Genomic DNA, 25,748 nt, shown 5'->3' on the forward strand with positions numbered 1-25,748 from the left:
GTTTTTTCCTTATCGTTCGGGGGAGGGGCGGCCGGGGCCGGCCCGCTGGGGTCAGGGGGACGGAGCCCGGTGGGCGAGGTAGGCATCGAGGGTGGCGGCGCGGTGCGCGCGGGCCGCGCGTTCGACGTCGTCCGCCGGGGCGCCCGCCTCCAGCAGCCCCAGCAGCGCCTCGTGTTCCTCGACCGACTGCCGGGCCCGGCCGGGCACGTAGCTGAAGGTGGAGGAACGCAGCGCCTGCAGCCGGTTCCAGCCGCGGTGCACCAGGTCGAGGATGTGCGGGTTGGGGCAGCGCTCGAACAGGACGCTGTGGAAGTCGCGGTTCAGGCTGGTGAAACGGACCGGGTCGAAGTTTTCCAGGCACTCGCGCATCAGTTCGTTCACCGCGCGGGCCCGGGCGATGTCCGCGGCGGAGATCAGCGGCGCGGACAACGCCGTCGCGGCGCCTTCGACGATCCCCAGGGTCTGCATTGTGTAGAGGTATTCGGTGGGATCGATGCCGGCCACGGTGGCGCCGACGTTGCGTTCGAACACCACGAGGTTTTCCGCCTCGAGCCGGCGGATGGCTTCGCGGACCGGGACGACGCTGAAGCCCAGCTCCTCGGCGATCTTGGCCAGCACCAGCCGGTAGCCGGGGGAGTATTCGCCGCTGAGGATGCTGGCCTTGACCGCCGCGTACGCCTGCTCCGACTTGCTCGAGGTGGCGCCAGCCGGGCCGGCCGTGCTCACGGTGCTGGTCATGGCCGGGACTGCCCGCGGTCCGCGGCCCACGCCTTGTACTTTTCCTGCCACTGGGCGTTCATCGGGTACAGGCCGTCCACGCTGTGCCCGGCGGCGACCATCTCGGCGATGAACGTCTCTTCAGATTCCTGGACCAGGGCGTCGTCGGCCACTTCCTCGGCGAGTGCCGGCGGGATCACAAGGATGCCGTCCGCGTCGCCCACGATGATGTCCCCGGGCTGAACCGTGGCGCCGCCGCAGGAAATGGTGAGGTCCACGTCCCACGGGATATGGCGCCGGCCCAGGACTGCGGGGTGCGCGTTCGCGAAGAACGTGGGCATCTCCAGGGCGCCGACGGCGGTGACGTCGCGGACGCCGCCGTCGGTGATGACGGCCACGGCACCGTTGACCTGGGCGCGCAGGGCCAGGATGTCCCCGACCGTCCCGGTGCCCTTTTCGCCGCGGGCCTCCATAACGAGGATCTCGCCTTCCCGGAGCGAGTCGATGGCGCGTTTCTGGGCGTTGAAGCCGCCGCCGTGGGTCTTGAAGAGGTCCTCGCGGTTGGGCACGTAGCGCAGGGTCCGGGCCACCCCGACTACGGTGCGGTCCGGCCGGGTCGAATGCAGGCCGTCGATGCTGACGTTGTTCAGGCCGCGCTTGCGCAGCTGGGAGCTCAAGGTGGCGGTGGCGACGGACTCGAGCTTCGCCTTCAGCTCGGGGGTCAGAGCATTCTTCGGCGCGGCCGGTTCCGCCGCTGCCGTAGGTTCGGCGGCGGCGGCTGCCGGCGTGCCGTACGCCTCGGCGCGCTGGGCCTCGTCGCTGCGCGGCTGCGCGCCGTAGTCGGCGAGCGGCACGGTGCCCTGGACCGCCGTCGTCGTCAGCCGGCCGGTGGTGAGCCCCGACGCCGGGGCGTCCACCTCGACCTCCATCACGTCGCCCGGTTGGGCCACGGAGGCGCCGGCGGGCGTCCCGGTCAGGATGATGTCGCCCGGCTCCAGGGTGAGGAGCTGGGAGAGGTCCGCGACGAGCCGGGCGAAGGGGAACAGCAGCGTGCCGGTGGTGTCCTCCTGCACCAGTTCGCCGTTGAGCCAGGTGCGGATGCGGAGGCCTGCCGGGTCGACCTCGGCGGCCGGGAGGAGGCCCGGGCCCACGGGGGTGAAACCGTCCCCGCCCTTGGAACGCAGGTTGGAGCCCTTGTCCGCATAGCGCAGGTCGTAGACGCCGAGGTCGTTGGAGGCCGTGACGAAGCCGACGTGGCGCCAGGCCTCGTCCGGGGAAACGCGGCGGGCCCGGCTGCCGATCACCAGCGCCACCTCGCCCTCAAAGGCCAGGAGTTCGCAGCCGGCGGGCCGTTCGACGGTGCCGCCGGAGAGGCTCAGCGAGGAGGACGGCTTCAGGAAGTAGGAGGGCTGCTCCGGGGTGCGGCCGCGCTGGGCGGCGCGGCTCGGGTAGTTGATGTGCACCGCGATGACCTTGCCGGTGGCGGCCAGGGCGTCCTGCGAAAGCTGCTCCATGGCATCTCCTCATTGAGTATGAAATCGTATACGATACAAAACTGCCCGAACTGGACCGGCTTGTCAAGAGAGCCCGGGCCGGGGCCTCAGGCCAGCTGCGCCTCGATCCGCGCGGCGCTCGCCGACAGGGCGGCCGCAACCTCATCCGGGTCCTGTGCGGCGCGGATGTAGACCACCGCCAGGGCGGCCGGGCGCCCGCCGGGAACCCTGACCGGCACGGCCAGCGAGGAGACGCCGGGGATGACCTCGTCATGGCTGGCCGCGAAGCCGCGGCGGCGCGCCTCGGCCGCCTCCGACCGGTAGGGGATGCCCGGGGCGAGGCGGTGCCATTCCTGCTCCGAAAGCGCCGACTGGATTGCGATGCCGGGCGCTCCGGCACTGACCGGGTGCCGGGAGCCCGGGTGCTGGACCACGGCCGCCCCCGTGTGGCGCGGATCGACGGTGACGAGGGTGACGCAGTCCTCGCGGTCCCAGACGGCCACGAAGGCGCTCATGGTCAGGGCGTTGGCCAGTTGGGTCAGCTCAGGCAGCGCGGCGGTCTGGAGATTGCGGGCGACGCCGCGGGCGAGGACGGCCAGGCCGGGGCCGGGCTGGACCCTGCCCGCGTCGTCCCGGACCAGCAGCGAGTGGTCCTCGAGGGTGCGCAGGATGCGGTAGGCGACCGAACGGTGGACACCCATGGCGTCGGCGAGCTCGGCGATGGTGAGCGGCTCCGGGGCGTCGGCCAGGATCTCCAGGGCCCGGATGCCCCGGGACAGCGTCTGGGACGGCGGGGCCTGGGTGCTGCCGGCGTTCGGGGTCATGGAGTCCATCCTAGAGGCGGGCGGGGGAGTCTTGTGTTCCGGCTCACAGTGAAGTAGCGTTCTATATGTGAACTGCTTGTTCGATTATAGAACACGCGGTGAGGGCTAACAAGCGCCTTCCCGGGTCCGCGGCCGGGAGTCGCCGGCCGACGCCGACCGGGAGTTCTGCCAGCGGGTTTCCCCGTCACTTTCCGGGGCGGCGAAGCTTTTTGGCGGAAATGTGTGCCTGATCACACATTTCATAGTAGTATCACAGTTACTAACTGACCGTTCGATCAGTAATTCTGTAGGCATTTAGTTTTTCACTTGCACCCACCCGGGCAGCACCTCTGCCCCCAGCAACGGAGTTCCAATGACCGCAACTTCAACCGTCGATTCAGAGACGGGCCCCAGCAGCAAGCATGAGGAACGCAAGGTCCTCGCCGGGACGCTGGTCGGTACCACGATCGAGTGGTACGACTTCTTCATCTTCGCCCAACTGACAGCAACGCTGCTGTCCCCGCTCTTCCTCGCGCCGCTGAATGCCTCCAACCCGGGCCTGGCGCAGATCCTGTCCTTCGCCCTGATCGGCATCAGCTTCCTGTTCCGCCCGCTGGGCGCCATCGTTGCCGGCCACCTCGGCGACCGCCTGGGCCGCAAGGCCATGCTTGTCTTCACCCTGGTCATGATGGGCGCCGCGACGGCACTGATCGGCATGCTGCCGACCTACGCGCAGATCGGCGTCTGGGCCCCGATCCTCCTGATCCTGCTCCGCATCATCCAGGGCTTCTCGGCCGGCGGTGAATGGGGCGGCGCTGCCCTGATGGCCGTCGAGCACGCACCGATGAGCAAGCGCGGCCTGTTTGGCGCCTACCCGCAGATCGGCGTCCCGGTGGGCATGATCCTCGCCACCGGCCTGCTCTACTTCCTCAACACGTCGATGTCCAAGGAAGACTTCGGCAGCTGGGGCTGGCGGGTGCCGTTCCTGCTCTCGATCGTCCTGATCGTGGTCGGTTACCTCATCCGGCGCGCCGTGGCTGAGAGCCCGGTCTTCAAGGAAATGCAGGAGCGCAAGGAAGAAAGCAGGGCGCCCCTGGGCGAGCTGATCCGCAAGCACAAGAAGGCTGTCCTCTACTCGACGATGATCTTCATCGGCAACAACGCTGCCGGCTACCTGCTGATCGCCTTCTTCATCTCCTACGCCACCAAGACGCTGAAGATGCCCACCCCGCAGATCCTGCTGGCCACCACACTGGCGTCCTTCGGCTGGCTCATCTTCACCCTGGTCGGCGGCTGGCTCTCGGACAAGATTGGCCGCGTCAAGACCTTCCTGATCGGCTACGGGATCGTCTTTGCCTGGATGATCCCGATGTTCGCCCTGATCGACACCAAGGACATCGTTCTCTACGGCACGGCGCTGTTCGTCCTGACCATCGGCCTGGGCTTGTCCTACGGCCCGATGTCCGCGATGTACGCCGAGATGTTCCCGGCGAACGTACGCTACTCGGGCATCTCCATCGGCTACGCCTTCGGCGCCATCCTGGGCGGCGCCTTCGCGGCGACCATCGCCGAGGCCCTGCTGCAGGGCACGCACTGGACCGGCTCCATCGGCATCTACATCATGATCCTCTGCGTCATCTCCGCCGTCGGCGTCATCCTGGCCAAGGAAACCCGCGGCCGTCCGCTGGGCGTCAGCCGCCACCACTAGGCAGCCAAAAACAACGCGGGGTCACTTACGGCCCATCCGGAACCCCCGGATGGGCCGTAAGTGACCCCGCGTTGCTGTTTAAGCGAGTGCTTAGACGCCCAGGAAGCTGATGGCACCCTGCTTGAAGGCCCGGCTGGTCACGGCGTTCGTGTGGTTCCGCGCCGGCAGGATGAGCTGTTCCACCATCGCCCCGGCCTTGGCGCCGAGAGCGGCGAGCTCGGGCATGGACGCGGCCCGTTCGTCCTTCTCCCCGGCCACCAGCAGCACCGGCATCTGCGGAACCGCCTCGGCGGGGTCGAACGGCTCGTCCTTGATCGCCTCGATCAGGGACAGCAGGGCAAAGATGTTGTTGCTGGGCAGCAGTTGCGCCATCTTCAGCAGCCCGGCGGTGGACGCGTCCGCGATCGGCGTTCCGTCCGCCAGGTAGCGCTGCGCGGCGACCAGGTCGAACTCCGCCAGCGGGTCCGCCACGTTGGGCCCGCCGAGCACCAGCCGGTGGACCAGTTCGTGCTGGGTGGCGCCGAATTCCCAGGCCAGCCGGGACCCCAGCGAGTAGCCGATCACGTCCAGGCCGCTGGCCGGATCGCCGTCGCGCAGCGGACGTGCGCCGGCGTCGAACGCAATCTGGAGCAGATCCGCGCGGATCTTGCTGGGGGAGTAGGAATCCCGGTCCTCCGGGGCGCCGCTGCGGCCGTGGCCGGGCAGGTCCACGGCGATGACGCGGCGGCCGGCGTCGGTGAGGGCGGTGATCCAGCCGGTGTCCTCCCAGTTGAGCTTGGAGGAGGAGGAGAAGCCGTGCAGCAGCAGGACCGGACGCAGCCCGGCGTCGTCCTTCGGATCGTGCACCCCGACGTAAAGCTGGGGGTCGGTGCCTTCGACCGTGTGGGAACGCTGCTCGCCGGTGTGCCTGCCGCTCATGGTGTCAGTCCTCATCAAGTACGGCGCTCAGGCGAACCCGGCGCTTCGGTGCCTCTTCCTTCGGGACCGTGCCCACGATGCCGGCGGTGTTGTCCGGCACCTCGAACACGATCAGGGGCTCGCCGACATTGATCTTGTCGCCGGGCCCGCCGTAGATACGCACTACCTTACCTGCCTGCGGGCTGGGCAATTCGACGGCCGACTTGGTGGTTTCGACCTCCACCAGCGGCTGGTTCCGCTCCACCTGCTCGCCCGGCGAGACCAGCCATTCCAGCACGGTCGCCTCGATCAGGCCCTCGCCGAGATCCGGCAGCGGGAAGGAAATTTCAGCCACGTTTGTACTCCAATACTCGCTGGATGCCGAAGAGGATCCGGTCAATGTTCGGGATGTATTCATCTTCGAGGTCGCCGGAGGGGTACGGGACGTCGAAGCCGGTCACGCGCTCCACCGGTGCCTTGAGGGTGTCGAAGCAGCTTTGCGTAATCAGCTGCGCCACCTCGGCGCCCAGCCCGGAGGTCAGCGGCGCTTCGTGGACGACGACGGCGCGGCGCGTCTTGCGCACGGAGGCGGCCAGCGCCGCGGCGTCGATCGGCTTGAGCCAGCGTAGATCCAGGACCTCGACGTCGATTCCGTCCTCGGCGGCGAGTTCGGCCACCTGCAGGCAGCGGGCCACCATGGCGCCCCAGGCCACGAGCGTCAGGTGCCTGCCCTCGCGCATGACCTTGGCGCCTTCGGGCGCGCCGCCGGAGGGATCGGCCTTGCCGGGATCGACCTCGCCCTTCTGCCAGTAGCGGGACTTCGGCTCCATGAAGATCACCGGATCCGGCCGCGTGGCGGCGTACTTGAGCAGGTGGTAGGCCTCGTGCGGGTTCGACGGCGAAACCACCTTGAGCCCGGGCACGTGGGCGAAGAGCGCCTCGAGGCTTTCGCCGTGGTGTTCGGGGGCCCGGATGCCGCCGAAGCTGGGCACCCGCAGGGTGATCGGCATCGGCATGGTGCCGCGGCTGCGGTAGTTCATCCGGGCGATCTGGCAGACGATCTGGTTGATGGCCGGGTAGGCGAAGCCGTCGAACTGGACCTCGGGGATGGGGTGGAAGCCGGCCATCGCCAGGCCCACGGACATGCCGAGGATGCCGGACTCCGCCAGCGGGGTGTCGAAGACCCGCTGCGCGCCGTGCTTGGCCTGCAGTCCGTCGGTGATCCGGAAGACGCCGCCAAGCCGGCCGCAGTCCTCGCCGAAGATCACAGCCTTGGGGTTCTCCGCGAGCACCTCGTCGAGGGCGCGGTTGAGCGCCTGCTGCATGGACATCACCGTGGTGGAAACGGGGGCATCTGCGCTCGTGCTTGCAGCGGCACTGTTTTCGAGAATCGAGTTAGACATGTTCGGACTCCTCGCGCCAGTTGGCGGCCTGGGCCTGCAAGGCAGGGGTGGTTTCCTGGAAGACCAGGTCAAACATTTCGGTTCCGGGGCGCGGGCCAAGGGCCTGGATGCCGGTGCGGATCTGCTCCTCTTCGGCCTTGGCGGCGGCCAGCGCCTCGGCGAAGAACGCCGCGTCGGCGGATCCGTCCGCCAGCAGCCGCTGCTTGAGCCGCTCCAGCGGATCCTCGCCGGCGCCGTCGCGCTCCTCGTCAAGGGAGCGGTAGCGGCCCGAGTCATCGGAGGTCGAGTGCGGCCCGCGACGGTAGGTCATCGCCTCGATCAGCACGGGGCCGTTGCCGGAGCGGGCGTGCGCGAAGGCGCGGCGGGTCGCCTCGACGACGGCGACGACGTCGTTGCCGTCGATCTGCAGCGCCGGCATGCCGTAGCCGGCCGCGCGGGCGGCGACGGAGCCGCCGGCCACCTGGCGGTCGGTCGGGACCGAGATGGCCCAGCCGTTGTTCTGCACGAAAAAGACCACAGGTGCCTTCATCACGGCGGCGAAGTTCATCGCCTCGTGGACGTCGCCCTGCGAGGAGGCTCCGTCGCCGAAGTACGTCAGCGCCACGCCGTCTTTTTGGTCCAGGGTTTGGCCGTGGGCCCAGCCGACGGCGTGCAGCACGGATCCGGCGACGACGGCCTGGATCGGGGCGAGCCGGGACGCCATCGGGTCGTAGAGGCCGCCGTGCCAGGTCGCCTTGTGGGTGGACATGTAGCCCACCATGTCCACGCCCATGGTCCGGGCGACGCCCATCTCGCGGTAGGTGGGGAAGACGAAGTCGCGGCTGGTGTCGACGGCGTAGCCGCTGCCCACCTGGGCAGCCTCCTGGCCGAGCTCCGGGGCGTAGCCGGGGATGATGCCCTGCCGCTGCCAGGCGATCGCGGAGGTGTCGAGGTGCCGGACCGCGACCATCAGCGAGTAGAGCTCGCGCAGCTGGGCGGGGGTGAGCGGACCGGCGTCGTCGCCGGTAACCGCGAGGGGGAGTGTGTCCATGCCTGTGACCCTAGTCACGGGCCAAGCTCTAGGCAATCAGCTCAGGTAGCACTGACCATTCTGTCAAAAGCTGCCGTTCCCGGCCTCATCGCGCTTGGCAGTTTGTACAGAGTATTTACTCAGTCTTGGTCCGTGCGCGGGAGGCCTGCCGGACAAGGTGGTCGCGTTCGGCGACGTTCGTCGCCCGGCGGGCAGCTTCGGCGTAGGCGGCAGCAGCGGCGGAGAAACAGCCGCCCAACTCGTGCAGATAGCCCAGGACTGCATGCCAGCGGTGCCGGTCGCCGATCACGTCCCGTAGCAGGTAGGTCTCTTGCAGCCCTGCAGAGGCGCCGTGAACGTGGCCGACTGCGACCGCGCGCCCGAGTGCTGCGGCCGGGTTATGACGCGCCGGGTCGTCGGTGAGCGCGACGAGGTCGTCGTACCAGGCAAGAATTTGCGGCCAATCGGTCTCTTCGGCGGTCGCGGCATCGTCATGAAGTGCTGCGATCGCAGCCTCGATCTGGTATCTGCCGAAGCGCTGAGCGGCCAGCGCTGATTGCAGGACGCGAACGCCCTCCGCGATCTCTCGTCCGTCCCACAGGCCGCGGTCCTGCCGGTCGAGGGTGACAATCCGGCCCTCGGGATCGAACCGTGCCGGGAGCCGAGCGTGGTTGAGGAGCATGAGGGCCAGCAACCCGCGCGCCTCCGGTTCTTCAGTCACGAGGGTGAGCTGGCGAGCGAGTCGGATGGCTTCCTGTGCCAGGTCGAGGCGGCCAGCGTGGCCGCGCGTGTAGACCAGGTAGAGCACATGCAGTACGACGCTGAGGTCGCCGGGCTGGTCCAGGCGGCGCCCCTGCAGGGAGCGCTTGGCGCGGCTGATCCGTTGCGCCATTGTCGCTTCCGGAACGAAGAAGGCGTCGGCGATCTCGCGGGTAGTGAGGCCGCAGACAGCGCGGAGGGTCAGAGCCACTTGGGAGGCAGGTGCAAGGCTACGGTGGCAGCAGCAGAAAAGTAGAAAGAGCGTGTCATCGCCCTCGTCTGTCAGAGGGGACTGCGGCTCGTCGCGAGTGGCCTCTTCTCGTCTGTGACGGGCTGCCTGGCTGCGTCGGGCGTCGACAAGCCGGCGGATGGCGACAGTGGTCAGCCAGGCATGTGGTTCGCGCGGTGGGTGTTCCGGCCAGACCCGCAGCGCTTCGAGCAGCGCCTCCTGGACCGCATCCTCAGCTTCGTCGAAGTCCTCGCCCCGCCGGACCAGACCTGCGAGCACCCGCCGGACGAGGGCACGCAGGGCGCCCTCGTCCAGTGTTCGCATCGGATCGATGATCACGCCCGGTTAGTCGTGCGAGGGTGCCCCGGACATGACTTCACGGATGTCGATCCACTCGTAGAGCGGCTCGCCGCCCGGGCCCGGCTCGGAGGAGACGAAGGCCGCGAGTTCGACTGCCCGTTCGCGTGAATCGACGTCGATCATGTACCACCCGGCAACCAGATCGCTGGTCTCAGGAAGCGGGCCATCTGTGGTGACGGGTGCGGCGCCCGGGCCTCCGTAGCGAACCCAGGTGCGCTCAGGGGTGAGCGCCTGCGCATCGACGTACTCGCCGTTCTCCTCAAGCACCTCGCTGACCCGCCTGAGGAAAGCCATATGTGCCTCTACGTCCGCCGGGGCCCACTGGTCCATCGGGGGCACTGGACGGTGCGGCACGGGGCCGCCGCGGTAATGTTTGAGGAGCAGATACTTCGGCATGATGATCTCCTATATTGGGGCCACGCCTGTCGTGGTCTTCCACTTAGTGAGCGGAGCCGGTCAAGACTTCTCGACATGCATCCCCAAATTTAGTCCCGAAAGGCTGCAGCGGGGAGCCTCAGTCGGCGCGGCGTGCACGGCCGAGCCGGGCGCCGATCCAGCAGGCGGCGGCGATGCCGGCGATCAGCGCCATGGTGCTGAAGAGCTGTTTGCTGCTCTCCGGGCTGCTGAAGCCGACGGCGAAGATCAGGGCCAGGAGAACCAGACCGAACACCGTGAGCCCCGGGAAGCCCTTCATGCGCAGCGGAAGGACGGTGCCCGCACGGTCCGCCCGGCGCCGCAGGATCAGCTGGGATACCAGGGCCGAGCCCCACACCACGAGGCAGGTCGAGCCCACCAGCTGGAAGAGCGCCGGGAGGATCTTTTCCGGGAACAGCAGTTCGAGCACGGCCGCCAGGAAGCCAAAGGCCACCGAGATGCTGACGGCGATGACCGGGACCCGGGCCGTGTTGAGCCGCGAAAGGAAGGCGGGAGCTTCGCCGCGCACGGACAGCGAGTAGGCCATCCGGGAGGCGCCGTAAAGGTTCGCGTTGAGGGCCGAGAGCAGGGCGACGACGGCGACCAGGGTGATTGCCGCGCCGGCGCCGGGGATGCGGGCCAGGTCCAGGACGCCCGCGAACGGCGACTTCAGTGCTGCCGACGTCGAAGGCAGCACGGCGGCGATGACGAACACGGAGCCGATGTAGAACACCAGGATGCGCCAGACGACGGTGCGGATCGCGTGGCCCACGCTGCGTTCGGGGTTCTCCGTCTCTGCCGCGGCGACACTGACGATTTCCGTGCCGCCGAAGGCGAAGATGACCACGAACAAGGCCGCCGCGATTCCGCCCAGGCCCGCCGGGGCGAAGTTGGAGGTGATGTTGCTCAGTCCCGGGCTGGGAACCTCCGGCAGCCAGCCGAACAGCAGGGCGGCGCCGATGGCCAGGAACAGCAGGATGGCGGCGACCTTGAGGATCGCGAACCAGAATTCGAATTCGCCGAAGTTCTTCACCCCGGCGAGGTTGATGGCCGTGAAGACGGCCATGAAAATCAGGGCGAGTCCCCACACCGGAACAACAGGCCAGATCGTGAAGAGCAGCCCGGCCGCACCGAGCGCCTCGGCCGCGATGACGACGACGAGCTGCAGCCACCAGAGCCAGCCCACGGTGGCGCCGGCGGTCTTTCCCATGGCTTTCTCGGCGTAGACGGAGAACGCGCCGCTGTTCGGGTTTGCGGCGGCCATCTCGCCGAGGGCCCACATCACGATGATGATCAGGGTGCCCGCGACCAGGTAGGAGATCAGGACGGCCGGACCGGCGGCCTGGATTCCGGCCCCCGATCCGAGGAACAAACCGGCGCCGATGGCGCTGCCGAGTCCCATCATGGTGAGCTGGCGGGGCTTCATGCTGTGGCCGAGCTTCACGGCCGGGCGCTCCGCGGTGGACTTCGTTGTCATGCTGGCGAACCTTCTTACGGTGGTGGATGCGTCCTTTTGGGACCATTCGAATTTACCGTCCCCGGGGTGCCCTCGCGCGCGGGCGGCGTGAGAGCATGGTTGCAGTTTGTTGAATAGCCAGCCCGAATCACGACGATTTGTGCGGTTGAATCCCTGCAGGCAAGGAAACTGACGTGAACGTGGACCCGCTGGACGCCAAGATTGTCCGATTCTTCACGGACGCCCCTCGGGCCTCCGTGCTGGAGGCGTCCCGGGTGCTGAAGGTCGCCCGGGCCACCGTGCAGTCGCGACTGGACCGGATGCAGGACAGCGGCGTCATCGGCTCCTGGGTGCCGCAACCGGATCCCGCCCGCTTCGGCTACCCGGTGGTCGCCTTCTGCTCCCTGACCATCAACCAGGACCTGGGCCATGACGCCGTCGTGGAGGCCCTGGCGCGCATTCCGGAGCTGATCGAGATCCACACCGTGTCCGGCAGCTCGGACCTGATGGCCCGGATTGCGGCCCGCTCCAACCCGGACCTGCAGCGGGTGCTGGATGCGATGATCGCTACCCGGACTGTGCTCCGTTCCTCCTCGGTGATCGTGCTCAACACCCACTTCGAGGGCCGGACCCTGCCGCTGCTGGAAGCCGCCGCGCAGCGGGAGTAGCCGCGCGGCCAGCCCGGAGACCGCAACATTTTGCGCCGGACCGGCGTCGTCGTAGAATTAGTTCTAGTCACTTTGACTATAACTATTCCGGCGGTAGGGCCGGAACCGTCCGGGCAGTCTCCACGGGACCGGTCCGGACCCCGGAATGCGGGGGTTGATCACCGTCTACACCTCTCCAGCCAACGTCTCGGAGCGCCAGCTCGCGCCGCCGTCGCTGGCCATCTCCACGGTAATCTTCGCCTTGCGCCCGAGTGAGCGCTCGGGCCGCCCCACGCTGTGGATCCCGCTGGTGCGCCGGATCAGGGAGCCATTCAAGGGGCTGTGGGCGCTGCCGGGCGGGCCGCTGACGCATGCTGAGTCGCTGCAGGACGCCGCCTCCCGGAACCTGCGCGAAACCACCGGACTGGCGCCAAGCTACCTCGAGCAGCTTTACGCCTTTGGCGGCCTGCACCGCTCGCCCACCCAGCGGGTGGTCTCGATCGTCTACTGGGCCCTGGTCCAGCCGACCGAGGCCGCGCTCGCGGACGAATCCGAAAACGTCCGCTGGTTCCGGGCCGACCGGCTCGGCGAACTGGCGTTCGACCACAACACCATCATCGAGTACGCGCTCTGGCGGCTGCGGAACAAGATGGCCTACGGCTCCATCGCCTACCACCTGCTGGGCGAGTACTTCACCCTCGCCCAGGTCCGGGAAGTCTACGAGGCAGTCCTGGACCGCGAGCTGGATCCGGCCAACTTCCGCCGCCAGATCAAAGCCGCCCCCGAAATCGAAGAAACCGACGAATACCTCCAAGGCGGCAAGCACCGCCCGCCCCGCCTCTACCGCTTTACCGGCCGCCCAGGCCTCGATCCAGACAACAGGAGCACACCATGAGCAGCGTCAACACGGCGATCCAGCTGATCACGCGCGAACAGGCTGAAGGCAGCACCGCGGGGTCCACCTGCAGCCCCGCGCTCGCCCGGGGTCCCTGGGACTACGACCTCGCCGAGGCCCTTGCCGGTGTGCCCGCCTACGGCCCCGGAGCTTCTGTGGCCGACGTGGCCCCGCCGTCCACCCCCCGCCAGGGCCAGCTCCCGGAGGAGTACCGCCTGGCCGGCGACGCCGAACTGGACGCCCGCATCAGGGCCGCCAAGGCAGCGCTGGGGGACCGGGCCGTCATCCTGGGGCACTTCTACCAGCGCGACGAGGTGGTGGAATACGCCGACTTCGTGGGCGACTCCTTCCAGCTCGCCAATGCGGCCCTGACCCGGCCCGACGCCGAGGCGATCATTTTCTGCGGTGTGCACTTCATGGCCGAAACCGCGGACATCCTGTCCCGGCCGGAGCAGGCCGTGATCCTGCCCAACCTCGCCGCGGGCTGCTCGATGGCGGACATGGCGGACATCGACTCGGTCACCGAGTGCTGGGAACAGCTGGAGGAGCTGTTCGGCACCGACCCCGACGCCGACGGCCGGGTGCCCGTCATCCCGGTCACCTACATGAACTCCTCGGCAGCGCTCAAGGGCTTCTGCGGCGAGCACGGCGGCATTGTCTGCACTTCCTCGAACGCCGCCACCGTGCTGGAGTGGGCGTTCGAGCGGGGCCAGCGCGTGCTGTTCTTCCCGGACCAGCACCTGGGCCGCAACACCGCCAAGGCCATGGGTGTGCCGCTGGAGCAGATGCCGATGTGGAATCCGCGCAAGGAGCTCGGCGGCAACGACGAACAGTCCCTGCAGGATTCCCGCGTGATCCTCTGGCACGGCTTCTGCTCCGTCCACAAGCGCTTCAACGTGGCCCAGATCGAGAAGGCGCGCGCCGAGTTCCCGGGCGTGCAGGTCATTGTGCACCCGGAGTGCCCCATGGAGGTGGTCGACGCTGCCGATGCTGCCGGATCCACCGACTTCATCCGCAAGGCCATTGCCGCCGCCACCGAGCCCACCGTCTTCGCGGTCGGCACCGAGATCAACCTGGTCAACCGGCTGGCCGCCGAAAACCCGCAGCACACCATTTTCTGCCTGGACCCGGTGATCTGCCCCTGCTCCACCATGTACCGCATCCACCCGGGCTACCTGGCCTGGGTGCTGGAGTCCCTGGTGCGCGGCGAGGTGGTCAACCGCATCACGGTGGCGGACGACGTCGCGGCTCCGGCCCGCGTGGCGCTCGAACGCATGCTGGCGGCCCGGCCGTGACCAGGCGGCTCATCGTCGTCGGCAGCGGGATCGCCGGGCTGTACGCGGCGCTGCTCGCCTCGGAAGCGTCCGCCTCTGAGGTGGTGCTCCTGACCAAGCGCGCGCTCGAGGAGAGCAACACCTTTTACGCCCAGGGCGGCGTGTCCGCCGTGCTGGCGCCGGGGGAGGCCGCACCGGGTGACTCCGTGGCGGCGCATATCGCCGATACCCTCGCCGCCGGGGCCGGGCTGAACAATCCCGAGGCGGTGCGGATCCTGTGCACGGAGGCCGTCCGGGACATCGCCGGGCTGCGCCGCTTCGGTGTGGACTTCGACGTCCGTGCCGACGGCGGCCCGGCGCTGGGGCTCGAGGCTGCGCATTCGGCCGCCCGCATCCTTCACGCCGGCGGCGATGCGACCGGGGCCCGCATCGCGCGTGCGCTCGTGGCCGCTGTGCTCGAGCGCGCCGTCCAGGGTGGAGTCCGGGTCGAAACCGGCGCCTTGGTGACCGAGCTCCTCACCGAGGGCGGCGGTCCGTCAGGAGCAAATCCGGGCGCCGTCACCGGTGTCGCCTACCTGGCCGGCGCGGAGCCGAAGCGACTCGACGCCGACGCCGTGCTGCTCGCCACCGGCGGCGCCGGGCGGCTGTTCGCCCGCACCAGCAACCCATCCGTCGCCACCGCCGACGGCCTCGCCCTGGCCTGGCGCGCGGGGGCCGCGGTCCGCGATCTGGAGTTCTTCCAATTCCACCCGACCACGCTGGCCGCAGCCGAGGTGCCGGGCGGGCCGCCCGCGCTGCTGATCTCGGAGGCGGTGCGCGGCGAGGGTGCCGTGCTGCTGGATGCCGCCGGCTACCGCTTCATGCCCGACTACCACCCGGACGCGGAGCTGGCCCCGCGCGACGTCGTCTCCCGCAGTATCGCGCTGCACCTTGCGGCCGCCGGGCTCCCGGCGGACAGCCCGGTCTACCTGGATGCCCGGGGAATTGAAGCCAGCCGCGGGCCGGGCTTCCTGGCCCGGCGGTTCCCCTCCATCACGGCAGCGACACGCGCCGCCGGGTACGACTGGACCGCCGAACCGCTGCCCGTGTCCCCGGCGGCGCACTACTGGATGGGCGGGGTCGCCACCGACCTGCGCGGGCGCACCTCGGTACCGGGGCTCTACGCTGCAGGGGAGGTCGCGTGCACGGGGGCCCAGGGCGCCAACCGGCTTGCCAGCAATTCGCTGCTCGAAGGGCTGGTGTTCGGGCGACGGGCCGTGGAGGACTTCCTTGGTGCGGGGCCGTCGCACGACGGCACTGCTCCGCGTGCTAGCTCGGCCGCGGGCGGCCTCGCCTTGACGCACGCTTCCGCAGTACCCTCGCGCGACACGACTGGGGAAGTGACACCACTGGCCGGCTTGCACGAGGGTGTTGTGAAAACCGGGTCTGGGCCTGGTCCCGGGGTGTTTTGTCGGGAGGCTTTGGGGCGGTTGATGACTGGGGCTGCCGGGGTGCTGCGTACGGGGGCTGACCTCGATGCTGCGGCTGCGCAGCTTGCTGCCTGGGCTGGCGTGGTCCGGCCCGAGAGGGTGACGGACGCGGGCCTGGATCAGTCCGGGCACGAGGATCGGAATCTGCTGCTGGCCGCACGCCTGCTGGTGGAAGCCGCGCGGGCCAGGACCGGCTCGGTGGGCGCCCACTTCCGGGCGGACGCAGACCCCGCCTCCCGTGACGGCGACGCCGTCGTCCCCGCAATGCTCGCAGCCCCGGCCCGTTCCGCCCCGGCCGCCCTAACCCACGGCCACCGGTATGCCGCCGCATCCCGCCCGAAACAAAGGATTTCGTCATGACAGCACCCGCCACAGCCCGACCGGGCGCCCTCCCGGTGACTGCCCTCGCCGGCACCCTCCCCGCGGCCGCCGTGGAGGCCGTGCTGCGCGCCGCCCTGCAGGAGGACTCCCCGTACGGCGACATCACCTCGCAGACCCTCATCCCCGCCGACGCCCGCGCCACTGCGGTGCTGGCAGCCCGGGTGCCGGGGGTGCTCAGCGGCGGGGAGGTGTTCGCCGCGGCGATGAAGCTGGCGGACCCGGCCGCCGTCGTCGAACTGCTCGTGGCCGACGGCGATGCCTTCGAGGCCGGCGCGGCGCTGGCCAGGGTGACCGGCAACGCCCGCGGCGTGCTGCTGGCCGAACGGGTGGCGCTGAACCTGGTGCAGCGGATGAGCGCGATCGCTACCCGGACCGCGGAGTTCGTCGCGTTGGTTGCCGGCACCCGTGCGCGGATCACCGACACCCGGAAGACGACGCCGGGGCTTCGCGTGCTGGAGCGCTACGCGGTGCGCTGCGGCGGCGGAGCAAACCACCGCTTCAGCCTCTCGGACGCGGTCCTGGCCAAGGACAACCACCTGGCGGTGCTCACCGGTGGTGACCCGGCAAAGCTCACCGCGGTGCTGCGCGACGCCAAGGCGCGGCTGGGGCACACCACGCATTTCGAGGTGGAGGTGGACAGCATGGAGCAGATCGAGCCCGTGCTGGCCGCCGGCGTGGACACCATCATGCTGGACAACTTCTCACTGATCGAACTCGCCGACGGCGTCGAACTCGTCGCGGGGCGGGCACGGGTCGAGGCCAGCGGCAACGTCAGCCTCGCGACCGTGGCCGGCATCGCCGCCACCGGGGTGGACGTCATCTCGATCGGTGCGCTCACCCACAGTGTCAGCGCCCTGGACCTGGGCCTCGACATCGAATTGGAACCTGCCGCCGGGGCTATGGCCCAGGCCGCCGGGCCGGCGCTCGACTGAGGAATGCCGTGATCTTCCTGGACGCCGCCGCCACCACGCCGGTCCGCCGCGAGGTGCTCGACGCCATGTGGCCGTACCTCAGCGGCGAGTTCGGCAACCCCTCAAGCCACCATTCGCTCGGCGACGCCGCCGCCGCGGCGCTCGCGGGAGCCCGGGAAACGACGGCCAAGGCCCTGGGCTGCCGGACCGGCGAGGTCGTCTTCACCTCCGGCGGCACGGAAGCGGACAACCTCGCCGTCAAGGGCATCGCCCTGGCCCGCCGCGCTGCGGACCCGCGCCTGGACCGGGTGGCGATCAGCGCCGTCGAACATCCCGCGGTGGAGGACTCCGCCAGGTACCTCGAACGTGTCCACGGCTTCGCGGTCGACGTGGTCCCGGTGGACCGCTACGGGCAGGTGACCGAGGAAGCGTTCGCGGCCGTGCTCCGGCCGGAAACCGCGCTGGCCAGCGTCATGTACGCCAACAACGAGGTCGGCACCATCCAGCCCGTAGCCCGGCTGGCGGCGCTGGCCCGCGGTCGCGGCATCCCGTTCCACAGCGACGCCGTGCAGGCCGCGGGCTGGCTGCCGCTCGACACTCGTGGCCTGGGCGTCGATGCCCTGAGCCTTTCCGGCCACAAGCTGGGCGCCCCGAAGGGCTGCGGAGCTTTGTTCGTGCGCGGCCGGACCCGGCTGGAACCGCTGGTCCACGGTGGCGGCCAGGAACGCGGCCGCCGCTCGGGCACCGAGAACGTTGCCGGCGCGGTGGCCCTCGCAACGGCGCTGAGCCTGGCCGGGACCTCGCAGCAGGAAGCCTCCTCGCGGGTTGCTGCCCTGCGTGATGACTTCATCGGCGCCGTCCTGGCCGGAGTGCCCGGCGCCGTGCTGACCGGCCATCCGGTCGAGCGGCTGCCCTCGGTGGCCTCGTTCTGCTTCCCGGGAACCAGCGGCGAGTCTGTGCTGCTGGAACTCGAGCGGCAGGGTGTGGTCTGCTCCAGCGGTTCGGCCTGCGCCGCGGGCTCGGACGAGCCGTCGCCCGTGTTGCTGGCGATGGGAATCAGCGCCGAAGTGGCCCAGACCGCCGTGCGCTTCAGCTTCGATTCGTCCATTACCGCCACCGAGCTGCGGGAAGCAGCAGCCGCGGTGCGCACCGCCGTCGGCAGCATCCGCGCCCTCGGCTAGGCGGCCCCGCTGGATGCTAGCGGTGCCGGGCGCGGCGGAAGATCCAGTGCCGCAGCATCGTGAACCTTACGGCCGTGGCCAGGAAGCCGGACAGGGTGGTGGTCCAGAGCTCATCGGCCACGGTGGCGTCCGGGTTGATCCAGTGCAGGATGCCGAGGCTGCCGCCTGTGATCAGCAGGGCGACGGCGATTACCATCAGCCCGTTGAGATGGTCGCGCTTCATCCGGTGGCGCTCGGTGATCTTGAACGTCAGCCGCCGGTTCAGCGCGGTGTTCATCAGTGACGTGAGGATCAACGCAGCCGCGTTGGCCGGCTGGGGTCCGATCCACGGCCGCAGGAAGGCATACAGTGCCAGCGAAGACACGGTGCAAACGACGCCGACGCCGGTGAAGCGCAGCAGCTGGCGGACCAACGGATAGCGGAGCACGCCCCGGTGGCGGCGGCGCGGTGAAGCAGAGGGGGAAGAAGTTGGGGAGGCCGCGGTTGTGTCCGGCGGGTACTGCCGGGAGGGCTGCGCTTGTTGTAGCTGCGACTCCATCCGTCTAGTACAGCTCGCCGACCGGGATGTCCACGGCGAGGCGGTTCGACGGCCCGGCCAGCGGGCAGGCCCACGCCTCGTTGTAGGCGCAGGACGGGTTGTAGGCGAAGTTGAAGTCCAGCACGAACTCGGCGTCCGGCCCCGAGCCCGTCACGCCGTGGAAGGCGCCCTTGATGGTGTCCAGCAGGTAGCGGCCCGCGCCGTAGCTGCCGCCGGGCTGGCCGGCGGTGGCGTCGCGGAACGGCACGAAGATGCCGCCGCCGTAGCCGTTGAGCTTCCAGACGGCGAGCTGGCCCATCTCCGGCAGGTCGAAGGTACCCAGCCGGACAAAACGAACGAGGCCGTCGGTACCGGTTTCGACGTTCATCTCCCGTCCGGCGCCTTCTTTCGTGATGGGGACGTGGAAGCGATAGATCGGATCGTAGTCCGCGGTCTTCAGGCCGCCGAAGTTCGCCTTGGCGTCGTCGGTCAGCGGCGAGGCGGGGTGCGTGCCGAACAGCCGGTCGCGCTCCTGCCGCCAGTAGGAGTGGGCTTCGGCCGGGTTATCCGCGGCGATCTTACGCACGGCGGCGTAGAGCGCAAAGGTCCGAAGCCGCCAGTCCGCGATGTCGACGGCGGACATTCGCGAGACGCCGTCCGGGCCGTCAACGTCCGCTCCATCAAAATGCTGTTCAGCCATCCCCCCAGCCTAGCCTTGTTTCGCCGCCGGAAACGCGGCGGGCCGTGCCCTCGGAGCGCCGCTGGGGGACCGTAGACTTCGCGCATGAACAACTCCGCCCCCGCCGGGTCCGCCAACCGCGCCGCCGCCTCGCTGGCCGAACTCGTCCGGTTCCGCACCGTCTCCTCCCGGGTTCCGGCACAGGTGGACGCCGAAGAGTTCGAGGCCTTCTTGGCGGCCCTGCCCCGGCTCTACCCCTCGGTCCACGCAGCCCTCGATGTGGAACGCGTCAACGGGGCGGCCCTGCTGTTCCGCTGGCCCGGTACCTCGGAGGATCCCGGCAGCCGCCCTACGGTGCTGATGGCCCACTACGACGTTGTGCCGGCGGGGGACGAACAGGCGTGGACCCATCCGCCGTTCTCCGGCCACAGCGACGCAACCCATCTCTGGGGCCGCGGCACGCTGGACGACAAGGGCCAGCTGGTCGCCATCCTGGAGGCCGCGGAGGCCCTGCTGGGCGAGGGTTTTGCCCCGGCGCACGACGTCTACTTCTCCTTCGGCAACAACGAGGAGACTGCCGGAGACAGTGCCGCAGCGGCCGTGGAGCTGCTGGCCGGCCGTGGGGTGCGGCCCTGGCTGGTGCTGGACGAGGGCGGAGCCGTGGCGGGCGGGGCGTTCCCCGGCGTGAGCCGGCCGGCCGCCGTCGTCGGCGTGGCCGAAAAGGGGATCCTGGACGTGGAGCTGCTGACCCGGGATCCGGGGGGACACGCCTCGACGCCGCCCCGGATGGGAGCGACGGCGCGGCTGGCGCGGGCGATCACCCGGATCGAGCAAAATCCCTTCCCGCAGCGACTCCCGGAGGTGACCGCGGAGATGCTCCGGCGCTTCGGACCGCACGCCCCGGCCCCGCTGCGGGTAGCTTTCGCGAACCTGTCCCTGCTCAGGGTCCCAATGACGTGGCTCTTCGGCCGGCTGGGGAACGAAACCAACGCGATGACCCGGACCACCGTGGCCATCACCACCCTGGAAGGTAGCGCGGGCGCCAACGTGCTCGCCGCCACGGCCAAGGCGAACGCCAACATACGGGTGGCCGTGGGAGATACCGTGGCCGGAACCGTGGAGCGGCTGCGGAAAGTCATCCGGGATCCGATGGTGGAACTGCGGGTGGTGGAGGGCAACGAGCCCACGCCGGTGTCCGCCTCCACCGGTCCGCAGTGGCAGCTGCTGGAGGACTGTATCTCAGAGACCTTCCCGGAGGCGATCATCACGCCGTACATCATGATGGGTGGCACGGACTCGCGCCGTTTCACCCGGATCTGCGACTCCGTGTACCGGTTCGCCCCCTTCGCCATGGACGCCGCGGACCGCGGCTCGATCCACGCCGTCGACGAAAAAATCTCGCTCGAGACCCTGGGCCACGGCGTCCGCTTCTACGAAACGCTGCTCCGGAGGCTCTGAACCGCGCGGGTGCCCGGCTACGCTGGCAGCATGACTGGCACGGTTCTTACCCGCGGACTCCGGATAGCCGCCGCGCTGGCGCTCACCGCCGGGGCGCTCGCCGGCTGCAGCAGCGAAGGCAAGGGCACGCCGGCCTGGACGGCAGGGAGTCCGGGTGCCGGCTCGACGGCGGCTTCCTCCACCGGTGCGTCGTCCCCGGCCGCCGCGTCAGGCGGCTCGGCCTCCGCGGGCGCCTCTGGTTCCGCAACCGCCTCCGCGACGGCTGGTGCCACGGCGGCGGCCTGGAAAACGTACTCCGATCCCGGCAAGAACGTGAGTTTCGACCTGCCGCAGGAGTGGATTGCCCAGTCCGTCACCCCGGCGCAGGGCTCACTGCCGGGGGCGCTCAAGATCGAGGTCAAGGACGCGGACGGCCGGTACCTGGCCACGCTGCAGACCGGACTCCGGCCGCAGGCGGCGGCCGTCTGCAAGCCGGGGACGGCCAAGCCGTACGTGGTGGTCAGCAGCGTTCCGGTGGAACTGCCGCACCTCGGCGGGGAAGGAACCATCGACCCGCATGTGGTGTTCCGCGTGATCCAGGGCTACAAGTACTTCGGCTCGTACGGCATCAGCAACGTGGTCGGCGGGGCGGGCGGCAAAGCCTGCGCCCTGCGGAACGTCGTGCGCGGCCCCGAAGGCAAGGGCGATTACTCCTTCGGCGACCTGCTTGAGCTCAAGGCGTTCGCTCCGGACCAGAAAGTCGCCCCGGCCCAGTCCTTTGACACTCTGGGCGAGGCGGACAAATACGTCAACGAGGGCTCGGAATTCGCCAATGTCCAGCGGATGCTAATGTCGCTGAAGATCAAAAACTAGTCCCCCCGCCGGCACCATGGCGGCCCGGGGACATTGCCCTCCCGCTGACAATCCAGCGGCTTCGCTCGCACCCTCCGGAGATTCATGGAACGCATCGTGTCCGCACGCCTGGCCTTCAAGACCGTGGCCGATACCAAGGTCGCGATGGCGGTCGCTGTAGCCCGCAACCCCGGCTACAGCGGATTCGAGGAGTCGCTGTCCGTGACGGCCGGAGGCGAAGACGTGCCCCTGACCGAGCTCTCGGACCACCACGGCGGTCGCTTCCACTACATGGAGTTCGCCGAACCCACCGAGGTGCTGGTGGAGTACGGCGCCACCGTCACCGGATCCGCCGTACCGGAGGAACCCGGACTGATGGAGCTCATCCGCTACGTCCGGCCCAGCCGCTACGCCGAATCCGACCGGCTCCTCCCGACGGCGTATGCCGAGTTTGGCGGCCTCGACGGCGGGGAGCTCCTGCACGCCGTGCGGAACTGGGTCTTCAGCGAACTGCGCTATGTCAGCGGGTCCTCGCGCGGGACGGACGGTGCCGTCGAGACCCTGCTGCACCGGCGCGGTGTTTGCCGGGACTTCGCCCACCTGGCCATCTCGCTGCTGCGGTCCAAGAACGTCCCGGCGCGGCTGGCCGCGGTCTATGCTCCGGGGCTGAGCCCGATGGATTTCCATGCCGTGGCCGAAGCCCACGTCAACGGCGCCTGGCACGTCATCGATCCGACCGGCCTGGCGCCGCGGGAGAGCATGCTCCGGATTACGGCCGGCCGGGACTCCTCGGACACGGCCTTCCTGTCCACGGTGGGCGGCAGCCTCCTGCTGAAGGAACTGAAGGTCACCGCCACCGTCACCGGCGAGCTGCCGGTTGAGGACCCGGCGGCGCTGCTCGCCATCCGCTAGCAGCCGTTCCGCTGGGCTCGCCCAGGGGCCGACGGCGGAGCAGGACAGCTAGCGCGACGCCACCGAGGCCCGCAGCTTCTCCGTCAGGCGCAGCAGCTCGCGCTGTTCCTCGGCGGTGAGCGCCGGGCCCACCAGGGAGGCGATGTCGCGGACATGCTCCCGCCCGATCGTCTTTTGCAGTTCCCGCCCGGCTTCGGTGAGCCGGATAAGGACGCCGCGGCCGTCGTCGGGGGCGGGCCTGCGCTCCACGAGGCCGCGCTTTTCCAGCCGCTCCACCAGCCGGCTCAGGCTCGACTGGCTCAGCAGCACATGGTCGTTGAGCTCATTCTGGCGGAGCCAGCCGGACGGGCAGCGTGAGAGCGTGAACAGCACGTCGTACTCGTTGAGGGCCAGGGACTTGAAGGCAGGTCCTGCCTGCAGCCGGCGCATCACCGCGACCTGGGCCCGGAACAGCGACTCCCAGGTCTGCGCGGCGAGCCGCACCGGGGAGGCCGGGCTGGTGCCCGGTTCCGCCGGTACCCCCGCCCGGCCAGCTTCCGCCGGCGCAGCCTTCGTGGACATCAGGCGTCCTGCGGGGCGGCCTCACGGACCGCCAGCGAGGCGGCCACGCGACCGGCGTGGGTGGGCGGCTCGGGAACGTGGGCCGGAGTCTTCTCGGCGTATTCCTTGCGGAGCACCGGCAGGACTTCCTCGCCGAACAGGTCCAGTTGCTCCAGGACGGTCTTCAACGGCAGGCCGGCGTGGTCGATCAGGAACAGCTGGCGTTGGTAGTCGCCGAAGTACTCGCGGAAGGTCAGGGTCTTCTCGATGACTTCCTGTGGGCTGCCGACCGTCAGCGGGGTCTGCGAGGTGAAGTCTTCGAGCGAGGGGCCGTGGCCGTAGACGGGGGCGTTGTCGAAGTACGGGCGGAACTCCTTCACGGCGTCCTGCGAGTTCTTCCGCATGAAGAACTGGCCGCCGAGACCCACAATCGCCTGGTCCGCCTTGCCGTGGCCGTAGTGCTCGTAGCGTTCGCGGTAGAGGCCGATCAGCTGCTGGTAGTGCTCCTTGGGCCAGAAGATGTTGTTGGCAAAGAAGCCGTCGCCGTAGTACGCCGCCACCTCAGCGATCTGCGGCGTGCGGATGGAGCCGTGCCAGACGAAGGGGGCAACGCCATCGAGCGGGCGCGGCGTGGACGTGAAGTTCTGCAGCGGGGTGCGGTGCTTGCCGGACCAGTTGACCGTGTCCTCATCCCAGAGCCGGCGCAGCAGGGAGTAGTTCTCGATCGCGAGTTCGATCCCGTCCTGGATGTTCTTGCCGAACCAGGGGTAGACCGGGGCGGTGTTGCCGCGGCCCAGGACCAGGTCCACCCGGCCGTCGGCGAGGTGCTGGAGCATCGCGAAGTCCTCGGCGATCTTCACCGGGTCATTGGTGGTGATCAGCGTGGTGGCCGTGGAGAGGATGATCCGCTCGGTCTGCGCCGCGATGTAGGCGAGCGTGGTGGTGGGGGAGGAGGAGAAGAACGGCCGGTTGTGGTGCTCGCCGATGGCGTAGACATCCATGCCGATTTCTTCGACCTTCTTGGCGATCGCAACCGAGGCCTTGATGCGCTCGTGTTCCGTGGGGGTGCGCCCCGTGGTGGGGTCGGTGGTGATATCGCTGACGCTGAATACGCCGATCTGCATGATGTGCCTTTCCGTGACCGGAGACTTCCGGGAGCTGTTTCTACTATAACCGATTTACATGCATTTGCATCTATCACCCTCTATAACGTCCGCCACGCCGGGATATTCCACGTCCTGCGGGGAGCGCGCGGGGCCCGGCCCTAGGATGCAATCAATCGGCTGGCCGCCAGATGCCCAGCCCGCCCGGAAGGTCGCGCCATGCGCCGCGTTGTCGCTTTTCTGTGCCTGGTGGAACTCACCAGCGGAATCCTGCAGGGCTACTACACCCCCATCCTCACCGACATCGCCCGGCACCTGGGGATCCACGACGCCGACGTCAACTGGTTCGAGGCCGCCCAGCTGACGGTCAGTGCCCTGGCCGTGCCGGTGCTCGCGAAACTGGGAGACCTGTACGGACATCGCAGGATCCTGCTCGTCTCCACCGTGCTCACCGCCGCCGCTTCTTGGGGCGTGGCGCTGGCGCCGGATTTCTGGACGTTCCTCGCGGCGTGGTCGCTGCAGGGCTTCTATGTGGTCTGGCTGCCGCTGGAAATCGCCCTCGTCTTCAGCCGGGTGCACGGGCTGCCCGACGGCGCCGCCCGCACCCGCCGCGCGGCCGGGGCCCTTGTCGGCGCGCTGGAATTCGGCGTCATCGCCGGTGCCCTCGCGGCCGGTGCCCTCGTGGAAGCCTTCGCAGGGCAACTGCAGTTGGTGCTGATGCTTCCTGCCCTGGCAGTGACGGCGTGCTGGTTCGCGATCCGCTTCGGGGTGCCGGAATCCACCGAGCGCAGCGGCGGCCGGGTGGATACCCGCGGCTTCGCGTTGCTCGCCGTCGGGCTCCTGCTGATCACGTCCGGACTGACCTTCATGCGGCTGGGCGGCCCCGGGGCCTGGTGGGCCTGGGCGCTGGTCGCGGCCGGCCTGCTGGTCTTCGTTCCGTTCACCCGCGTCGAGCTGGGCCGCGGGGATCCGCTGGTGGACATCCGGATGCTGCGGTCCAAGTCCATGTGGCCGGTGCAGCTGACCGCGGGGCTGTTCGGGGTATCCGTGCTGGGCGCCCAGGCCCCGCTTTCCACCTTCGCCCGGACCGATCCTGCACTACACGGCTACGGGCTGGGGCTGCGCGCCGGCCAGGTCTCGATCATCATCGGCGTGTACGTGCTGGCGTTGCTGGTGGGGGCTTTGCTGTACCCCGTGGTGACGCGCCGGCTGACCCCGCGCTGGACCCTGGTGGGCGCGGCGACCTTGGTGGGGCTGGGCTACCTGCTCTTCCTGCCCTTCCACGGCAGCCTGGCCGAGGCCCTGGTCAACATGGCGGTGGCCGGCGTCGGCTCCGGGGCGCTCGTGGCGGCGCTGCCCTCGGCGGCGGCCGCTGCGGCGCCGCTGAACCGGACGGCGATGGCCACGGGCTTGACCAACACGACCAAGACCATCGGCGGGGCCTTCGCGTCGGCGGTGTTCGGCATTGCCCTGCTCAACCACGTCCTGGCCGACGCTGGTTCTGCCGCCGCCGGGCAGACCGCAGCGCCGCTGGCGGGCTACCTCACGGTGTGGACCATCTGCGGGGTCACCGGACTGGCTGCGGCCGCAGCCCTGATGCTGGTACCCAAGCTGGCATTCTCCGACCCGGACCCCGCCCCCGCACACACCGCCGAGTCGGCTTCCGCCCCCAACTAGCTCGCAGTTGTTGTCGTTTTGAGGG

25 protein-coding genes are annotated in these 25,748 nt (G+C 69.3%); 11 read left to right on the forward strand and 14 right to left on the reverse strand.

The genetic code is table 11. The annotated features are described in order from the left end of the window. Positions 1-51: 51 nt before the first annotated feature. The 3 genes from AC1DBL_RS13720 to AC1DBL_RS13730 form a co-directional block, all read right to left on the reverse strand. Positions 52-738, reverse strand: coding sequence for a GntR family transcriptional regulator (locus tag AC1DBL_RS13720; protein ID WP_476893332.1), 687 nt, complete (start codon positions 736-738; stop codon positions 52-54). Then, the gene (locus tag AC1DBL_RS13725) at positions 735-2,231 is read right to left on the reverse strand and encodes a fumarylacetoacetate hydrolase family protein (RefSeq protein WP_476908605.1); all 1,497 of its coding nucleotides are present in this window, start codon (positions 2,229-2,231) and stop codon (positions 735-737) included. The genes AC1DBL_RS13720 and AC1DBL_RS13725 overlap by 4 nt, the downstream gene beginning before the upstream one ends. Positions 2,232-2,317: 86 nt before the next feature. Then, positions 2,318-3,034, reverse strand: coding sequence for an IclR family transcriptional regulator (locus AC1DBL_RS13730; protein ID WP_441417394.1), 717 nt, complete (start codon positions 3,032-3,034; stop codon positions 2,318-2,320). A gap of 352 nt (positions 3,035-3,386) precedes the next feature. On the opposite strand from AC1DBL_RS13730, the gene AC1DBL_RS13735 reads away from it, so the two are divergent. Then, entirely contained in the window at positions 3,387-4,721 is a 1,335-nt protein-coding gene (locus AC1DBL_RS13735; RefSeq protein ID WP_441417395.1) for an MFS transporter, read from the forward strand. 90 nt (positions 4,722-4,811) lie between these two features. Here AC1DBL_RS13735 and AC1DBL_RS13740 read toward each other — a convergent pair whose 3' ends face one another. The 7 genes from AC1DBL_RS13740 to AC1DBL_RS13770 all read right to left on the reverse strand — a co-directional run bounded on the left by AC1DBL_RS13740 (position 4,812) and on the right by AC1DBL_RS13770 (position 11,269). After that, entirely contained in the window at positions 4,812-5,639 is an 828-nt protein-coding gene (locus tag AC1DBL_RS13740) for an alpha/beta fold hydrolase (RefSeq protein WP_476926317.1), read from the reverse strand. 4 nt (positions 5,640-5,643) lie between these two features. Then, positions 5,644-5,973 carry a biotin/lipoyl-containing protein gene (locus AC1DBL_RS13745; protein WP_018775751.1) on the reverse strand — a complete coding sequence of 110 codons (330 nt, stop codon included), beginning with the start codon at positions 5,971-5,973 and terminating at the stop codon, positions 5,644-5,646. Next, complete coding sequence (locus AC1DBL_RS13750; RefSeq protein WP_476926318.1) at positions 5,966-7,021, reverse strand: alpha-ketoacid dehydrogenase subunit beta; 1,056 nt, start codon at positions 7,019-7,021, stop codon at positions 5,966-5,968. Before AC1DBL_RS13750 ends, AC1DBL_RS13745 begins: the two co-directional genes overlap by 8 nt. Beyond that, the gene (locus AC1DBL_RS13755; RefSeq protein ID WP_476926319.1) at positions 7,014-8,051 is read right to left on the reverse strand and encodes a thiamine pyrophosphate-dependent enzyme; all 1,038 of its coding nucleotides are present in this window, start codon (positions 8,049-8,051) and stop codon (positions 7,014-7,016) included. Before AC1DBL_RS13755 ends, AC1DBL_RS13750 begins: the two co-directional genes overlap by 8 nt. Positions 8,052-8,166: 115 nt before the next feature. Continuing rightward, a complete protein-coding gene (locus AC1DBL_RS13760; protein ID WP_476926320.1) occupies positions 8,167-9,357 on the reverse strand; it encodes an RNA polymerase sigma factor in 1,191 nt (396 codons plus the stop codon). Positions 9,358-9,363: 6 nt separating this feature from the next. Beyond that, the gene (locus tag AC1DBL_RS13765) at positions 9,364-9,774 is read right to left on the reverse strand and encodes a YciI family protein (RefSeq protein WP_476926321.1); all 411 of its coding nucleotides are present in this window, start codon (positions 9,772-9,774) and stop codon (positions 9,364-9,366) included. A 118-nt stretch (positions 9,775-9,892) separates the two neighbouring features. Further along, complete coding sequence (locus tag AC1DBL_RS13770) at positions 9,893-11,269, reverse strand: amino acid permease (protein ID WP_476926322.1); 1,377 nt, start codon at positions 11,267-11,269, stop codon at positions 9,893-9,895. 173 nt (positions 11,270-11,442) lie between these two features. Here AC1DBL_RS13770 and AC1DBL_RS13775 point away from each other — a divergent pair, with 173 nt between their 5' ends. From AC1DBL_RS13775 to AC1DBL_RS13800, 6 genes are all read left to right on the forward strand, one after another. Beyond that, on the forward strand, positions 11,443-11,916 hold the full coding sequence (locus AC1DBL_RS13775; RefSeq protein ID WP_441417402.1) for an Lrp/AsnC family transcriptional regulator: 474 nt from the start codon (positions 11,443-11,445) through the stop codon (positions 11,914-11,916). 145 nt (positions 11,917-12,061) lie between these two features. Then, a complete protein-coding gene (locus AC1DBL_RS13780) occupies positions 12,062-12,790 on the forward strand; it encodes an NUDIX hydrolase (protein WP_441417403.1) in 729 nt (242 codons plus the stop codon). After that, on the forward strand, positions 12,787-14,085 hold the full coding sequence (nadA, locus tag AC1DBL_RS13785) for a quinolinate synthase NadA (RefSeq protein WP_476926323.1): 1,299 nt from the start codon (positions 12,787-12,789) through the stop codon (positions 14,083-14,085). Before AC1DBL_RS13780 ends, nadA begins: the two co-directional genes overlap by 4 nt. Then, positions 14,082-15,893, forward strand: coding sequence for an L-aspartate oxidase (locus tag AC1DBL_RS13790; protein ID WP_476926324.1), 1,812 nt, complete (start codon positions 14,082-14,084; stop codon positions 15,891-15,893). The genes nadA and AC1DBL_RS13790 overlap by 4 nt, the downstream gene beginning before the upstream one ends. Next, a complete protein-coding gene (gene nadC / locus AC1DBL_RS13795) occupies positions 15,890-16,846 on the forward strand; it encodes a carboxylating nicotinate-nucleotide diphosphorylase (RefSeq protein WP_476893343.1) in 957 nt (318 codons plus the stop codon). The genes AC1DBL_RS13790 and nadC overlap by 4 nt, the downstream gene beginning before the upstream one ends. Before the next feature lie 8 nt (positions 16,847-16,854). Next, positions 16,855-18,006: a cysteine desulfurase family protein gene (locus AC1DBL_RS13800; protein WP_476926325.1), complete on the forward strand. Its 1,152-nt coding sequence runs from the start codon at positions 16,855-16,857 to the stop codon at positions 18,004-18,006. Positions 18,007-18,022: 16 nt separating this feature from the next. Here AC1DBL_RS13800 and AC1DBL_RS13805 read toward each other — a convergent pair whose 3' ends face one another. Next, a complete protein-coding gene (locus AC1DBL_RS13805) occupies positions 18,023-18,433 on the reverse strand; it encodes a GtrA family protein (protein WP_476926326.1) in 411 nt (136 codons plus the stop codon). Positions 18,434-18,548: 115 nt separating this feature from the next. Further along, positions 18,549-19,223: a DUF1684 domain-containing protein gene (locus AC1DBL_RS13810; protein ID WP_476926327.1), complete on the reverse strand. Its 675-nt coding sequence runs from the start codon at positions 19,221-19,223 to the stop codon at positions 18,549-18,551. Positions 19,224-19,307: 84 nt separating this feature from the next. Between AC1DBL_RS13810 and AC1DBL_RS13815 the strand changes: the two genes are divergently transcribed. The 3 genes from AC1DBL_RS13815 (at position 19,308) to AC1DBL_RS13825 (ending at position 22,403) form a co-directional block, all read left to right on the forward strand. Then, on the forward strand, positions 19,308-20,660 hold the full coding sequence (locus AC1DBL_RS13815; protein ID WP_476926328.1) for a M20/M25/M40 family metallo-hydrolase: 1,353 nt from the start codon (positions 19,308-19,310) through the stop codon (positions 20,658-20,660). A gap of 30 nt (positions 20,661-20,690) precedes the next feature. Beyond that, positions 20,691-21,512 carry a hypothetical protein gene (locus AC1DBL_RS13820; protein WP_476926329.1) on the forward strand — a complete coding sequence of 274 codons (822 nt, stop codon included), beginning with the start codon at positions 20,691-20,693 and terminating at the stop codon, positions 21,510-21,512. An 84-nt stretch (positions 21,513-21,596) separates the two neighbouring features. Further along, positions 21,597-22,403 (forward strand): transglutaminase-like domain-containing protein, encoded by an 807-nt coding sequence (locus AC1DBL_RS13825; protein ID WP_441417412.1) that lies wholly within the window; start codon positions 21,597-21,599, stop codon positions 22,401-22,403. 48 nt (positions 22,404-22,451) lie between these two features. On the opposite strand, the gene AC1DBL_RS13830 is transcribed toward AC1DBL_RS13825, so the two are convergent. Together AC1DBL_RS13830 and AC1DBL_RS13835 are read right to left on the reverse strand one after the other, a co-directional pair. Then, a complete protein-coding gene (locus tag AC1DBL_RS13830) occupies positions 22,452-22,964 on the reverse strand; it encodes a MarR family winged helix-turn-helix transcriptional regulator (RefSeq protein ID WP_476908619.1) in 513 nt (170 codons plus the stop codon). Next, positions 22,964-24,067 carry an LLM class flavin-dependent oxidoreductase gene (locus tag AC1DBL_RS13835; protein ID WP_476893350.1) on the reverse strand — a complete coding sequence of 368 codons (1,104 nt, stop codon included), beginning with the start codon at positions 24,065-24,067 and terminating at the stop codon, positions 22,964-22,966. The genes AC1DBL_RS13830 and AC1DBL_RS13835 overlap by 1 nt, the downstream gene beginning before the upstream one ends. 198 nt (positions 24,068-24,265) lie before the next feature. Between AC1DBL_RS13835 and AC1DBL_RS13840 the strand changes: the two genes are divergently transcribed. Continuing rightward, positions 24,266-25,723 (forward strand): MFS transporter, encoded by a 1,458-nt coding sequence (locus tag AC1DBL_RS13840; protein WP_476926330.1) that lies wholly within the window; start codon positions 24,266-24,268, stop codon positions 25,721-25,723. The last annotated feature ends 25 nt before the right edge of the window (positions 25,724-25,748 follow it).

Source organism: Arthrobacter sp. 10T44, assembly GCF_056393885.1.